Annotated in this window: 12 protein-coding genes; 6 read left to right on the forward strand and 6 right to left on the reverse strand. The window is 67.9% G+C overall.

What is annotated here, in order from left to right; all coding sequences use genetic code 11:
- Window positions 1–3 precede the first annotated feature (3 nt).
- Window positions 4–885, forward strand: a complete 882-nt coding sequence (locus E0H73_RS15120; RefSeq protein WP_238164017.1) for an NUDIX hydrolase — start codon at window positions 4–6, stop codon at window positions 883–885.
- Here the strand turns inward: E0H73_RS15120 and E0H73_RS15125 are convergent.
- Together E0H73_RS15125 and E0H73_RS15130 are read right to left on the reverse strand one after the other, a co-directional pair.
- Window positions 866–1,696, reverse strand: coding sequence for a phosphotransferase family protein (locus tag E0H73_RS15125; RefSeq protein ID WP_131355610.1), 831 nt, complete (start codon window positions 1,694–1,696; stop codon window positions 866–868). The genes E0H73_RS15120 and E0H73_RS15125 overlap by 20 nt on opposite strands.
- Before the next feature lie 42 nt (window positions 1,697–1,738).
- Window positions 1,739–2,137, reverse strand: coding sequence for a DUF4870 domain-containing protein (locus E0H73_RS15130; RefSeq protein ID WP_131355613.1), 399 nt, complete (start codon window positions 2,135–2,137; stop codon window positions 1,739–1,741).
- Between the two features lie 83 nt (window positions 2,138–2,220).
- Between E0H73_RS15130 and E0H73_RS15135 the strand changes: the two genes are divergently transcribed.
- Entirely contained in the window at window positions 2,221–3,177 is a 957-nt protein-coding gene (locus E0H73_RS15135) for an alpha/beta hydrolase (protein WP_131355615.1), read from the forward strand.
- Between the two features lie 29 nt (window positions 3,178–3,206).
- A complete protein-coding gene (locus E0H73_RS15140; RefSeq protein ID WP_131355618.1) occupies window positions 3,207–4,181 on the forward strand; it encodes a sigma-70 family RNA polymerase sigma factor in 975 nt (324 codons plus the stop codon).
- Here E0H73_RS15140 and E0H73_RS15145 read toward each other — a convergent pair.
- Window positions 4,162–5,685, reverse strand: a complete 1,524-nt coding sequence (locus E0H73_RS15145; RefSeq protein ID WP_238164018.1) for an MFS transporter — start codon at window positions 5,683–5,685, stop codon at window positions 4,162–4,164. The two genes, E0H73_RS15140 and E0H73_RS15145, sit on opposite strands and share 20 nt — an antisense overlap.
- On the opposite strand from E0H73_RS15145, the gene E0H73_RS47945 reads away from it, so the two are divergent.
- Complete coding sequence (locus E0H73_RS47945) at window positions 5,660–6,265, forward strand: MerR family transcriptional regulator (RefSeq protein ID WP_272949129.1); 606 nt, start codon at window positions 5,660–5,662, stop codon at window positions 6,263–6,265. The genes E0H73_RS15145 and E0H73_RS47945 overlap by 26 nt on opposite strands.
- Before the next feature lie 719 nt (window positions 6,266–6,984).
- Here the strand turns inward: E0H73_RS47945 and E0H73_RS15155 are convergent.
- The gene (locus E0H73_RS15155) at window positions 6,985–8,217 is read right to left on the reverse strand and encodes an RNA polymerase sigma factor (RefSeq protein ID WP_238164019.1); all 1,233 of its coding nucleotides are present in this window, start codon (window positions 8,215–8,217) and stop codon (window positions 6,985–6,987) included.
- A gap of 304 nt (window positions 8,218–8,521) precedes the next feature.
- Window positions 8,522–8,890 (reverse strand): YciI family protein, encoded by a 369-nt coding sequence (locus E0H73_RS15160; protein WP_131355621.1) that lies wholly within the window; start codon window positions 8,888–8,890, stop codon window positions 8,522–8,524.
- Between the two features lie 219 nt (window positions 8,891–9,109).
- Here E0H73_RS15160 and E0H73_RS15165 point away from each other — a divergent pair, with 219 nt between their 5' ends.
- A complete protein-coding gene (locus E0H73_RS15165; protein WP_131355624.1) occupies window positions 9,110–10,603 on the forward strand; it encodes a flavin-containing monooxygenase in 1,494 nt (497 codons plus the stop codon).
- Here E0H73_RS15165 and E0H73_RS15170 read toward each other — a convergent pair.
- Window positions 10,548–11,687, reverse strand: a complete 1,140-nt coding sequence (locus E0H73_RS15170; protein ID WP_131355627.1) for a citrate/2-methylcitrate synthase — start codon at window positions 11,685–11,687, stop codon at window positions 10,548–10,550. The genes E0H73_RS15165 and E0H73_RS15170 overlap by 56 nt on opposite strands.
- Before the next feature lie 95 nt (window positions 11,688–11,782).
- Between E0H73_RS15170 and E0H73_RS15175 the strand changes: the two genes are divergently transcribed.
- Window positions 11,783–12,943 carry a citrate/2-methylcitrate synthase gene (locus tag E0H73_RS15175; RefSeq protein ID WP_131355630.1) on the forward strand — a complete coding sequence of 387 codons (1,161 nt, stop codon included), beginning with the start codon at window positions 11,783–11,785 and terminating at the stop codon, window positions 12,941–12,943.
- The last annotated feature ends 16 nt before the right edge of the window (window positions 12,944–12,959 follow it).

Consider the following 12,959-nt stretch of genomic DNA (forward strand, 5'->3'; position numbering starts at 1 on the left):
GGGGTGACCGCCGAACCTCCGCTGACCGATGGTGAGCTGACGCTGCGACTGTCGCAGCAGGACGAGCAGGTGGTGACCTTCTCAGCGTCCGGATCTCTCGGCACCGTGGAGGTACGGCGAACCGCTCCCGGCGCCGGCTTGCTCTCGTGGGCGCTGGACGGCGGACCTGAGGTCGCGCAGCGTGCTGTTCGGCTGGTGACGGAGTACGCCTTCAGTGAGCTGGGGCTGGAGCGGCTGCAGATCGAGGTGGACCCGGAGCTGCGTGCGTCTGCCCGGGTGGCGATCCGGTCCGGTTACCGGCGCGAGGGCGTACTGCGTGGCGGGGTCCTGGTGGACGGTGAGCGCCGCGATGTGGCGGTGTACGGGATGCGCAGCGACGATCCGCGCCCGGACACGTTGCTGGGCTGGACCTCGTTGATGGACTCGACGCTGCCGAAGAAGCGCGTCATCGCGCATGTGGTCGTGCGAGACACCTCCGGCCGGCTGCTGCTGTGCCAGGTCAGCTACAAGAAAGATCTCGAGCTCCCCGGTGGCGTCGTCGAGCCGGATGAGGACCCGGCGACCGGTGCGTCCCGTGAGATGGAAGAGGAACTCGGCGTCGCCCTGCCACTGCTCGGCGTACTCGCGATCGACTGGCTACCGCGGTGGGAGGGCTGGGGCGACGCGATCGAGATCCTGTACGACGGCGGCGTCCACGACCCGTCGCTGCTCGACTCGCTGAGCCCGGACGGCTTCGAGATCCTCGGCCTGTCCTGGCACGCCCCGGACGCACTGGACGGGCTGGTGTCACCGCTGAACGCGCGCCGGTTGCCGCAGGTCTTGAAAGAGCCGTCGATGCTGCACAACCTGCGCGACGGTGCGCCGATCAGACCGGCAGGCGATTGAGGTCGGCCACACACCACGCGTAGTGGCCGTCGTGCGCGTTCGCGTCGTAGATGGTCGCCGTGGTGATCGCGTACGCCGCGCGGTACAGGTGCATGCGGTCGCGGTCGTGGCCTAACTTCTCGAAGCGATCGAGCAGCAGGGTGTCGAGGCGTCGGGCCTCCGGTCCGTACATGTCGAAGAACCCGGCGGCCAGCGCGGCGTCGAAGGTGTTGTCGCCGGCTGTGGAGTAGAAGCCCCAGTCCAGCACTGCCGCGGTCCGTGGCCCGTCTATCAGCAGGTTGGGCGGGCAGATGTCGCCGTGGACGACGCTCAGGTTGTCCAACTCGATCTGCTCGAGCGCTGCGGTGAGTCTCGCCAGCAGACTGGTGAAGTCGGCGACGTCGCGTTCGAGGTGAGGCGTGGACTCCGCGGCACGGCGTCGTACCAGTGCCGCCAGGGCCTCACCCCAGGACAGTCCGTCGCGCCAGAACGGCTGGTTGAGCACCAGCAGCTGCTTGCTCGCGGGGCCGGCCGTGGTCGTGCCGAGCGCCTCGACCACTCTGACGAACGTATCGAGAGCCTCTGCCTCGGGGAGGTTCGCCTCGTGCATCGGCGTTCCGGTCAGCTTGTCCTCGACGCTGACGGCCAATCCGTTGCCGTCCGCATGGATCTCGCGGATCCGCGGCGTACGGAACGGGAGCGGCGGCAGCTCGTCCAGGAACGCCTGCATCAGGCGTACGTCATCCGGCCGCCGATCGAACCAGATCTTGCGCACCCGGCCGTCACCGAGGTCGTAGACGGCGCCTTCCATGCCCTGACCGATCAGCTCCACCCGCGGAAGTCTGCCTGGATCGGGGCGGCCGGTCCAAGTGGATTACTTCACGAAGCGGATGGTCAATGGATAGCGGTACTCGTTGCCACCCGCGGCTGCGACGGTCGCCAGGATGATGACGATCAGCGCCGCCACCGCGCCGATCAGGATCAGCGGAACGATGATCAGTACGCCGAGGCCGAACGTGATCAGGATCAGGATCACCGCGACCGCGGTGTAGATGAGCAGTGAGAGCTGGAAGTTCAGCGACTCCAGTGCGTGCTGCCGGACGTAGTCCGACCGGTACCGGTAGATCAGCCAGATCACCAACGGGCACAGGAATCCCATCGCGAACCAGGCCGCGACCAGCACCCCGATGTGGGCCACCATCGCCCACGTCCGCTCCTCCGAGGCCGACAGCGGCGGCCCGACGTTCGGCGCACTCATACTCCAGTCAAGCACGCCCGGCACACTCCGTCACCGATTCCTTTTCGCGCGGCTCTGGTCTGTATCTGTGCAAAGACAGCCGAGAGAGGACAGCAGTTATGGCGAGCAAGCAGTCGGAAGCGGTCAAGGCGCACTGGGCGGCGTCCCGGGCCGGGAGTCAGTCGTCGGTCGACCAGGAGGCCTCCGACCATGGATGGGCGGTGCTGACGACCGAGCCACGCGGAGTCGACTACCTGTCGGTCGAGGAACTTCCCGCGGTGTGGGTCGTGCCTCATGGCGCCGCAGCGGATCGGGTGTTGTTGTGTCTGCACGGTGGTGGATTCATCAGCGGGTCGATGTACTCGCACCGGAAGATGTTCGGTCACCTCGCGAAGGCGGCAGGCGTGCGCGCGCTGGTCGTGGACTACCGGTTGGCGCCGGCGTACACGCATCCGGCGCCGGTTGACGACACGACAGCGGCGTACGAGTGGCTGCTGGATCAGGGATTCGCTGCTGAGCGGATCGCGATCACCGGGGACTCGGTCGGCGGTGCGCTTGCGATCACGACGCAGTTGCGCGCCCGGGAGCGCGGCCTGCCATTGCCGGCTGCGGCCATGCCGTTCTCACCGGCGGTGGATTTCGAGGCGACCGGGACGTCGTACGACACCAATCGGGACCGGGACGCCTTCTTCCACCGGGATCTCGTGCGCGGGCTCGCGGCGATGTTCCTCGGGGCGGACGGGGATCCGCGGGATCCGTTGGTGAATCCGCTGTACGGCGATCTGAGCGCGCTCGGGCCGATCTACATCCAGGTGGGCGGGGACGAAGTACTGCTGGACGACGCTCATCAACTTGCCGCGGCGGCTGAGAAGGCTGGGGTCGAGGTGCGGCTCGATGTCTTTCCGGACATGCAGCACACGTTCCAGATGGCCGCGGGTCGCGCACCCGAGGCCGACGACGCGATCGGGCGCATGGCGGCCTGGGTCCGGCCGCACCTCGGGCTGCCAGACCTGCCGGACCTGCCGGACCTCGGGCTGACGGACCTCGGGCTGACGGACCTCGGGCTGACAGACTGATGCACGACGTCGACGTACAGGGAGCCGTGATGACGGGCGAGGCCGAGTTTGCTCGTCGTACCGAACCGTTCCGGAAGGAACTGCTGGCGCACTGCTACCGCCTGATGGCCTCGGTGGACGAGGCCGAGGATCTCGTCCAGGAGACGTACCTGCGGGCCTGGCGGTCGTTCGCGACGTTCGAAGGCCGCTCGTCTCTGCGGGTATGGCTCTATCGGATCGCGACGAACGCATGTCTGACCGCGCTCGAGCAGCGTGGCCGACGAGCGCTGCCCTCCGGTCTGGGTGCTCCTAGCGACGACCTGTCCGGTGCTGTGCCTCCACCGCTCGCTGAAGTGGCCTGGGTGGAACCGATCCCGGACGCGTTGGTGATCTCCTCCTCTGCCGATCCGGCCACCATCGTGACCACTCGGGAGAGCCTGCGGTTGGCGCTGATCGCGGCGCTCCAGCACCTTCCGCCGAAGCAGCGCGCCGTGCTGATCCTGCGTGAGGTGCTCGCGTTCCCGGCCGCCGAGGTGGCGATGATGCTCGACACCTCCGTGGCCGCGGTCAAGAGCACCCTGCAACGGGCGCGCGCCCGCCTCGACGAGACCGCACCTGCGCCTGGCGAGGTGATCGAACCGAGCGATCCGCAGGCACAAGCGCTGCTCGCCGAGTACATCGCCGGCTTCGAGAACGCCGACACGGCTGCCCTCGAACGCGCCCTGCGCACCGACGCCGCGATCGAAATGGTCGGGAGCGCAGCCTGGTTCAACGGCCGGGTCGTGTGCCTGCGCGTCCTCGAAGCCTCGGTCGGCAAACCAGGCGATTGGCATATGCAGCCAACATTGGCCAACGGCCAGCCGGCGGTCGTCGCCTATGTCCGCTCGTCGGCCGGCGGCCCGCACGAAGCCCTCGGCGTCGCGCTGCTGACCCCGACTGCCTCCGGGCTGACCCACATCCACGTGTTCAGCAACCCTGAGCTCGCTCTCCGGTTCGGCTGGCCGCTCATGTATCCGGAGAGGTGATCAGCGTGGTCTCGGCCCAGCGGCTGGTGCTGATCAGCGCGAGCGCCAGAATGCCGAGACCCAGCCCGAGGACCGGCCACCAGAGGACGTGCTCGGCGCGCGTGAACGCTTCGGGGTTGAGGGCCGTCGTCGATCCGACGATCGTGCCGGCGATGGCCACCCCCAGCGTGGTGCCGGTCTGGCGGGCCGCCGAGGCCACGGAGGCTGCCAGGCCGGCCATGGAGGTGGGCATGCCGGAAACGGCGGTGTTCGTGATCGGCGGGTTGACCATGCCGAGGAAGAGGCCGAACAGCAGGTAGATCGCGAGTACGACGGGCAGCGGGGTGTCCACGCCGATCGCCTGCGACGCTGCCGCTCCCAGGGCCAGCGCGCTGCCGGCGATCACCAGCGGCAGCCGCGGTCCCCTGCTCCCGACGATCCGGCCGGTGTACGGCGAGAGCACCAGGATCAACCCACCGACGGGTAGCAAGGACAGGCCGGCGGTGACGGCCGAGAGTCCGCGGATGTTCTGCAGGTACAGGGTTGTAACGAACAGGAAGGCGCCGAATCCGCAGAGCGCGAACAAGGCCATCAGGATCGCCGAGCTGAACGGCACGCTCCGGAACAGCCGCAGCTCCAGCAGCGGCTGTTGCCTCCGGCGCTCGTAGGTCAGGAGCCCGATCGCCGCCAGTACCGCCATCACGAGAAGTCCGACGATCAGCGGTGACGTCCAGCCGAGCTTCTCCGACTCGATGATGGCGTACACGAGTCCGCCGAGCATCAGGACCACCAACAGCTGTCCGATCGGATCGAAGCGCCGTACCCTCGCTGCCCGCGACTCCGGAATGAACAGCCCGGTGCAGATCACCGCCGCCGCCACGATCGGCACATTCACCCAGAAGATCGACTGCCAGCCGAGGCCATCGACCAGTACTCCGCCCAGGATCGGCCCCAGCGCCAACGACAGACCGGACATCGAACCGAACACCCCGATCGCCCTGGCCCGCTCGGCTCGATCCGGGAACGTGGTCGCGACGATCGCCATCGCCACCGGGTTGAGCATCGTCCCGCCGACCGCTTGCACTGCCCGGGCACCGATCAACCAACCGACGCTCGGCGCCAGACTGCACAGCAGCGAACCGATGCCGAACACCACCAGCCCGATCTGAAAGATGCGCTTACGCCCAAGCCGATCGGCCGTGGAGCCGGCCAGCAACAGGAAGCTCGCCAGGACCAGCGTGTACGCATCAACCGTCCACTGCAGGTCCGCCACCGAGGCGCCGAGATCGGTCCGGATCGACGGCAAGGCGACGTTGACGATGGAAATGTCCATCACCACGACGATGATGCTGGCGCAACACACCGCCAGCACCGCCAGCCGCCGCCCACGACTCAGCTCGGTCGAGAGGTCATTCGCAACCGTTGAGACACTCATACCACCGACGCTAGGATTTAGAGCGCACTCGAAGTCAACACCACGATCCGAGGTAAACGAGCGCATGACCCAATCCACCAAGGCGACCACACAAAACACCCAAACAAACACCCAACGCGACAAGGCAAGCCCACCCGAGGCGACCACACGGCCCACTCCGACCGGCGCGCAGCCAGGTGAGACAGACAAACCAAGCGCTGAGACGGACGCACCGACGACTGAGACCGGCAGGCCCAACGCTGAGGCGGGCGCGCCGACGGCGGAGGCGGGAATCAGTATTGCCGAGGCCGCCCGTCGTACCGGCGTGAGCGTCCACACCCTGCGCTACTACGAACGCGCCGGACTGGTCGTCACCACCGTCGACCGCACCGCCGGCGGCCGCCGCCGCTACCACCAACTCGACCTGGACTGGATCAAGATCTGCACCCGCCTCCGCGCCACCGGCATGCCGATCCGAACCATCCGCGAGTACGCCGAACTAGTGACCGCCGGCCGCGGCAACGAGAAGGAACGCCTGAACCTCCTGGAGTCCCACCGCGCCGAGGTCCTCGCCAAACTCGCCGACCTCCAAGACAACCTCGAACTCATCGATCACAAAATCGACGTCTACCGAGGCCGCCTAGAAGCCGGCACCGCCGACCACCTCTGGGCCCCCACCCCCAACAAGTAACCCCAACCACCCCACACCCAACCGCCCCAAGCCACCCAGCCCACCCCAGCCCCACTTCCAGCCAGCCCCAGCCCACCTCACGCCCACAACCAACCGGCTCCAGCTACACAGCCCACCTCACCCCCACAACCGACCACGCCCAGACCCGCAACCAACCAGCCCCGGCGACCCAGCCCAGCCCAGCCCCGCAACCGACCGGCCCGGCCACACAGCACACCCAGCCCCACAGCCCACCGGCCCCAGCCACGCAGCCGACCTCAGCCCCACAGCCATCCGGCCCGAGCCACGCAGCTAACCTCAGCCGCGCAGCTGACCTACGTCCCGCCGATCATCGCCTCGACGTACGCCGGAATCGCCTGCCGCGCGCTGCCGGCGCTTGGCATGCTCACGCTCACGCAGCTAACCTCAGTCGCGCTGGTGACCAGACTCGGCCGCACAGGCGTAACTGAGCCGCACAGCTGACCGGCGCCACTCTCGCAGCGGACCTCAGGCCCGCACCTACCCCGGTCGCGCAGCTGACCTCAGGAACGCAAGCCACCGGACTCGGCGGCACAGGCGCACTCAGCCGCACAGCTGACCGGCCCCACTCTCGCAGCGGACCTCAGGCCCGCACCTACCCCAGTCGCGCAGCTGACCTCAGGAACGCAGGCGACCGGCCTCAGGCCGCACTGGCGACCAGACTCAGTCGCACAGACCGGGCTCAGTCGCACAGACCGGGCTCAGTCGCACAGGCTGGTGCGGCGGTGGGTGAGGAAGCGGCGTTCGGTTTCGTTGGCGGTGAGGGTGATGGCGGCGTCGTAGGCGGCGGCGGCTTCGTCGATGCGGCCCAGGCGCGCAAGCACATCAGCTCGAGCGGCCGGCAGGTAGGCGTACGCCTTCAGGGCCGGTTCGTTGCTCAGGGCATCCATTTCGGCGAGGACAGCTTCAAGGTCCGCCCCAGGCACCAGGCTGTGCGCGGCCGCGCGGTTCAGCGCGACGATCGGAGTCGGCCAACTGACCATCATCGCGTCGTACATCCGAACCACCTGGGTCCAGTTCGTCTTCTCCCACGACGGCGCGGTCACATGCAGCCCGGCAACCGCCGCCTGCAATACGAACCGGCCCTGACCGCGATCCAGCGCAGCCGTCGCCCGCGACACTCCCTCCGCCAGCATCCGCACATCCCACCGCGAACGGTCCTGGTCGGCCAGCAGCACCAACTCCCCGTCCTCGCTCAGCCGCGCATCGCCTCGCGCTTCGGTCATCAGCAGCAGACCGAGCAACGCCTGCGGCTCCGTCTCCGCCGGCATCAACCGCACGAGCAGCCGCGCGAGCTCAACCGCCCGCCCAGTCAGCTCCGCACGCGTCAGGTCCGGCCCAGCCGCCACGTGCCCGGCCGTGTAGACGAGGTGCACCACCGTCAACACCGCATCCAGACGCTTGGACAGCTCGTGGTCCGCCGGGATCCGGTACGGGATCCCGGCCGCCGCGATCTTCTTCTTCGCCCGGGTGATCCGCGCGGCCGCTGTCGCCTCGCTGATCAGCAGACCTGCCGCCACCTCCCGGGTCGTCAGTCCACAGATCAGCCGCAACGTCAGCGCCACCTGCGAGTCCCGAGCCAAGGCGGGGTGGCAGCAGGTGAACACGAGTCGCAGCGGATCCGTCGGCTGCTCGACATCCCCCGGAGCAACCGGGTCCTCCACCAGCAGCGGAAGCTTCCGTCGCAGCGTGGTCTCCCGCCGCAGCCGGTCGAGCGCCAGCCGACGTGCGACCGTAGTCAGCCAGCCGCCCGGGTTCGACGGGATCCCGTCCGGCCACGTGCGCAGCGCCTGCACGAACGCATCCTGCGTACAGTCCTCGGCCAGATCCAGATCCCGCGTCAGCCGCACGACCGAAGCCAGCACCGTGGACCAACTCTCCCGGTGCACTCGGTCCACCACCCGAGCGACCTCCACCGCCACGACCTCACTCACCCCATCTCACTCCCGCCGCATACGCGAGCAATCGGTCCCGCGGGGGCGCGTCCGACCATCGCGAGCGCGCGTGCACCACGAGCCGGCCCCACACCGAGTGCGCATGCACCGCGAACCAGCATGCACCGCGAACCGGCGTGCCCCACGAACCGTCGTGCCCGCGGGAGGGCGTGAACCAGGAGCCGGCGTGCCCGAGGGCGTGAACCGGGAGCCGGCGCGCACCACGAACCGGCGTGCACCTGAGCCGGCGGGCAGGCGGGTACGGCGGGTGGAGGAGTCCGCGTACCCGACTGCGTGCCATGTCTCAGGCCGGTCCTGAGCCTTCCGAGGTGGGCATGACCGGGCGGACCTCGACGTTGGCCGACGGGCAGAGCTTGGCCAGCTCCAGCGCCTGGTCGAGGTCGCGCGCCTCGATCAGGTAGAAGCCGCCAAGGCCCTCCTTGGTCTCGATGAACGGGCCGTCGGTGACCAACGGCTCGGCACCCTCGCGGTTCTTGACCGTGCTCGCGGTGCTGGAGCGCTCGAGCGCCTCGCCACCGAGAATCCGGGCGCCGGCCTTCTCGACCGCCTCGGCGAACGCCCCGTGCAGCTTCATCGCCTGCTGCCAATCCTCCGCGGTGACGTTGTCGTACCACTCTTCGCTGTCGAACAGCAGGAACATGTACTGCGCCATCTCCGGCTCCCTTGTCTAGGGCTTGTACTGGACATCTTGCTGACGAACGGCCCCGGGCGGAATCGACAGCGCCGATCACGAATTTCTCGGTCATGATTCGACTCACCTCACTGTGACGTGCCGGATACGGACAGCACCATCCTGGCGACCTCGCCTACCGTTGACCATGCACCGAACATGCACTTAGTAGGAACTGACCCGGCATTCTGGAGGAACTTGATGGAGCACCTCGACGTCCTGATCGTCGGCGCGGGACTGTCCGGCATCGGTGCGGCCTATCGCCTCCAGACCCAGAGCCCGAACCGCTCGTACGCCGTACTCGAGGCGCGCGACAGCATGGGCGGCACCTGGGATCTGTTCCGCTACCCGGGGATCCGGTCCGACTCCGACATGTTCACGCTCGGCTTCCCGTTCCACCCGTGGAAGGCGGCGAAGGCGATCGCGGACGGCCCGGCGATCATGGAGTACCTCCGCGAGACCGCTAGCACCTACGGCATCGACCGCCGGATCCGCTACGGGCAGCGCGTCCTCAAGGCGTCCTGGTCGTCCGAGGACGCGCAGTGGACCGTGGAGACGACCAAGGCGACGTACACCTGCTCGTTCCTGTATGTGTGCAGCGGTTACTACGACTACGACTCGGGCTATGTGGTCGACTTCCCGGGGCAGAGCGAGTTCCAGGGTCGGATCGTGCATCCGCAGCAGTGGCCGGACGACCTGGACTACAGCGGTCAGCGAGTGGTGGTCATCGGCAGTGGCGCGACGGCCGTGACACTGGTGCCGGCTATGGCGGGTACGGCGGAACACGTGACGATGCTGCAGCGGTCTCCGAGCTATGTAGCGTCCCGCCCGGCGCACGACGCGTTCTCCGACCGTCTACGCGCCGTACTGCCCGAGAAGCTCGCACACCGGTTGATCCGGGGTAAGAACGTTGCCCTGAGTACGGCGCTCTACAGCGCGTTCCGGAAGTGGCCGGCGCATGCCGCGTGGCTCCTGAACAGCGCAGCGGCCAAGCAACTGCCGGAGTCCATCCCCGCGGACCCGCACTTCACGCCCCGCTACAAGCCTTGGGACCAGCGCCTGTGTCTAGTGCCGGATGCGGACCTGTTCGAGGCTCTGCGCAACGGTTCGGCGTCGGTTGTGACGGACGAGATCGAGACCTTCACGCCGACCGGTTTGCGCCTGCAGTCCGGACGAGAGCTGCAGGCTGACCTGGTGATCGCCGCGACCGGACTCCGGATGGTTGTCCTCGGCAAGATCCAGCTCACGGTGGATGGGCAGTCGGTGGCACCGCACGACACCTTCGTCTACAAGGGCATGATGCTGAGCGGCGTACCGAACCTGGCCTGGTGCATCGGCTACACCAACAACTCCTGGACGCTGCGCTCCGACCTGACGTCGCAGTACGTGTGCCGGCTGCTCAACCACCTCACCGAGACGGGGACCAGCATCTGCGTCCCGGAGATCGACCCAGCGGAGTACGACGCTCCGCCGCGTCCCGTGGTCGACCTGTCCTCCGGCTACATCAGGCGGGCCGCGGCGATCCTGCCGCGCCAGGGCTCGAACGGGCCCTGGCGCCTCCGGCAGAACTACCCGCGCGACCTCCTGTCCCTCCGCTTCAAGCCGGTGGACGACGGCACCATGCAGTTCAGCGGCCGGGCTACGGGATCGGTGCGGGCGGCTGAGGACCGACGTACGTCGCGATCGGGCGGATGATCTTCGGATCGGTGGCCTGCTCGAGGATGTTGGCGGACCAACCGATCACGCGACTCACCGCGAAGGTGGGGGTGAACATCGCGCGTGGGATGCCGCAGAGCTCCATCACCACACCGGCGTAGAACTCCACGTTGGCGTAGAGATTGCGACCGGGCTTGAGCTCGGCCAGTACGTCGACGATGCGCTGCTCCACAGTGGTTGCGAAGTCCACCAGGTCTCCCCCGATCCCCCGCGCGATGTCACGCAGCATCAACGACCGCGGGTCCTCGGTGCGGTAGACCGCGTGGCCGAAGCCCATGATGCGGTCGCCGGCCGACACCTTCTCCCGCACCCACGAGTCGATGCGGTCCGGCGTACCGATCTCATCGAGACTGGCCAGCGCCCGGTCCGGTGCGCCGCCGTGCAGCGGTCCGGAGAAGGCCCCGATCGCTCCGGCGATGGCGGAGACTACGTCCGCTCCCGTCGACGCGATCACCCGCGCGGTGAACGTGGACGCGTTGAACCCGTGGTCCAGAGTGGACACCAGGTAGTGCTCGATCGCCGTTGCGTCGATCGCGCTGGGCTCGTTGCCTGTCACGAGGTACAGCCAGTTGGCCGCAGCGGTGAGATCGGCCCGTGGCTCCAATGGCTCGAGTCCCTCGCGGAGCCGGTACAGCGCGGCCAGGATCGTCGGGGTCACCGCGCACACCAGCATCGCGTCGGCCTTCTGGCGCACCGGATCCGCGTCCCACAACGGCGGGAGACGACGTACGGCGGCCAGGAGTGACAAGACGGTGCGGAGACCGGCGAGCGGGTTGAACACCGGACCCGCAGTCGCGATCGCGGGCAGGACGGCGCGAACCTCGTCGGGGAGCACGCGAAGTGGCGCCACTTCGGCGATGAAGCGCGCCCGCTCGTCGGCGGTCGGGAGGTGTCCCTCGAACATCAGGAACCAGACGTCTTCGAGCGTCTTCGACTTGGCGAGATCGATCGCCGAGTACTGCCGATAGTGGTAGAAACCTTCCTCACCGCGAACGTCGCCGAGGGTCGTCTCGGTGACCACGACATTGCGAAGGCCCGGCGGAACATTGATCGTTGTTGACATACCTTCAGAGTTGACAGGCGATCAATGATTGTCAATATTGATCCAGTCAATGTAACCGCCCACGGGAGCGGGATCAACGCTCGGAGGAGCGGGGAATGACCCAGCAGAGTGACGAGAATTACCTGACCACGGCCGAGGTCGCACGCCGGCTGAAGGTGAAGCCGGAGACGATCTACGCCTATGTGAGCCGTGGTCTGCTGACCAGCGTCCGGGCGCGGGGGCGGCGCGGGAGCTTGTTCGCGATCGCTGATGTCGAGCGGTTGGCCAGCAGGTCGGTCGAGCACTCGGGGGTGGTCGAACGTATCGAATCCGCGCTGACGTTGCTGGAGGATGACGAGCTGTACTACCGCGGTCATTCCGTGCGCGACCTCGCGATCAACTCATCGGTCGAGTCGGTCGCGCATCTGCTGTGGACCGGCGAGCTGACCGCGCGGCAGCCCTTCCCCGCGCCGCGCGAATCCGTGCAGCTCGCGCGTGCTGCGATGAACGTGCTGCCGGGTTCGGCGCGCTTGACCGACAAGCTGCGGGTTGCTGTGGCCGCGCTGGGTGCTGCGGATCCGCTGCGCTTCGACCTGTCGCCGCGTTCGGTGACCAGCGTGGCCGAGAAGCTGATCGGTACGTTGATCGCTGCTCTGCCTGGACCGTCCGTGACGTCGCGGACGACGCTCGGCGCGCGCCTCTGGCCGAAGCTGTCCCCTCACCCGCCGCGGCCCGAGGTGCTGGAAGCCGCGATGATCCTGCTGGCCGATCACGGGCTGGCGGTGTCGACGGTTGCGGCGCGTGTGGCGGCCAGCGCGCGGGCGAATCTGTACGCCGTGGTGTCGGCGGGGCTCGGGGCGTTGGACGGGCAGTATCACGGTGCTGCGCCGACGCTGGCGTATGAGTTCCTCGAGCGGGCTCAGCAGGATCCGCTGGCCGCTCTGTCGGACAGGCTGCGGTCCGGTGAACCGGTGCCGGGGTTCGGGCACCGGATCTATCAAGAACGCGATCCGCGCGCCGAGGTACTGGGCGAACTGCTCGGCGACCATCCGATCACGGAAACCGTGAGTGTGCTGGCCGCACGTCTCCCGTCGTTCCCGAACAGCGATCTCGCGGTGGCGGCGATGATGCACGCCTACGACTTCCGCCCCGACGCCGGCGACGCCCTGTTCGCCCTCTCTCGCATCATCGGCTGGACTGCCCACGCCCTGGAGGAGTACGCCGCCCCACCCCTCCGCTACCGAGCCCAAGGCATCTACACCGGCCTACCTAGCTGACCAGCAGCGCACGCCT

This window comes from Kribbella pittospori, from assembly GCF_004331465.1.
Lineage (GTDB): Bacteria > Actinomycetota > Actinomycetes > Propionibacteriales > Kribbellaceae > Kribbella > Kribbella pittospori.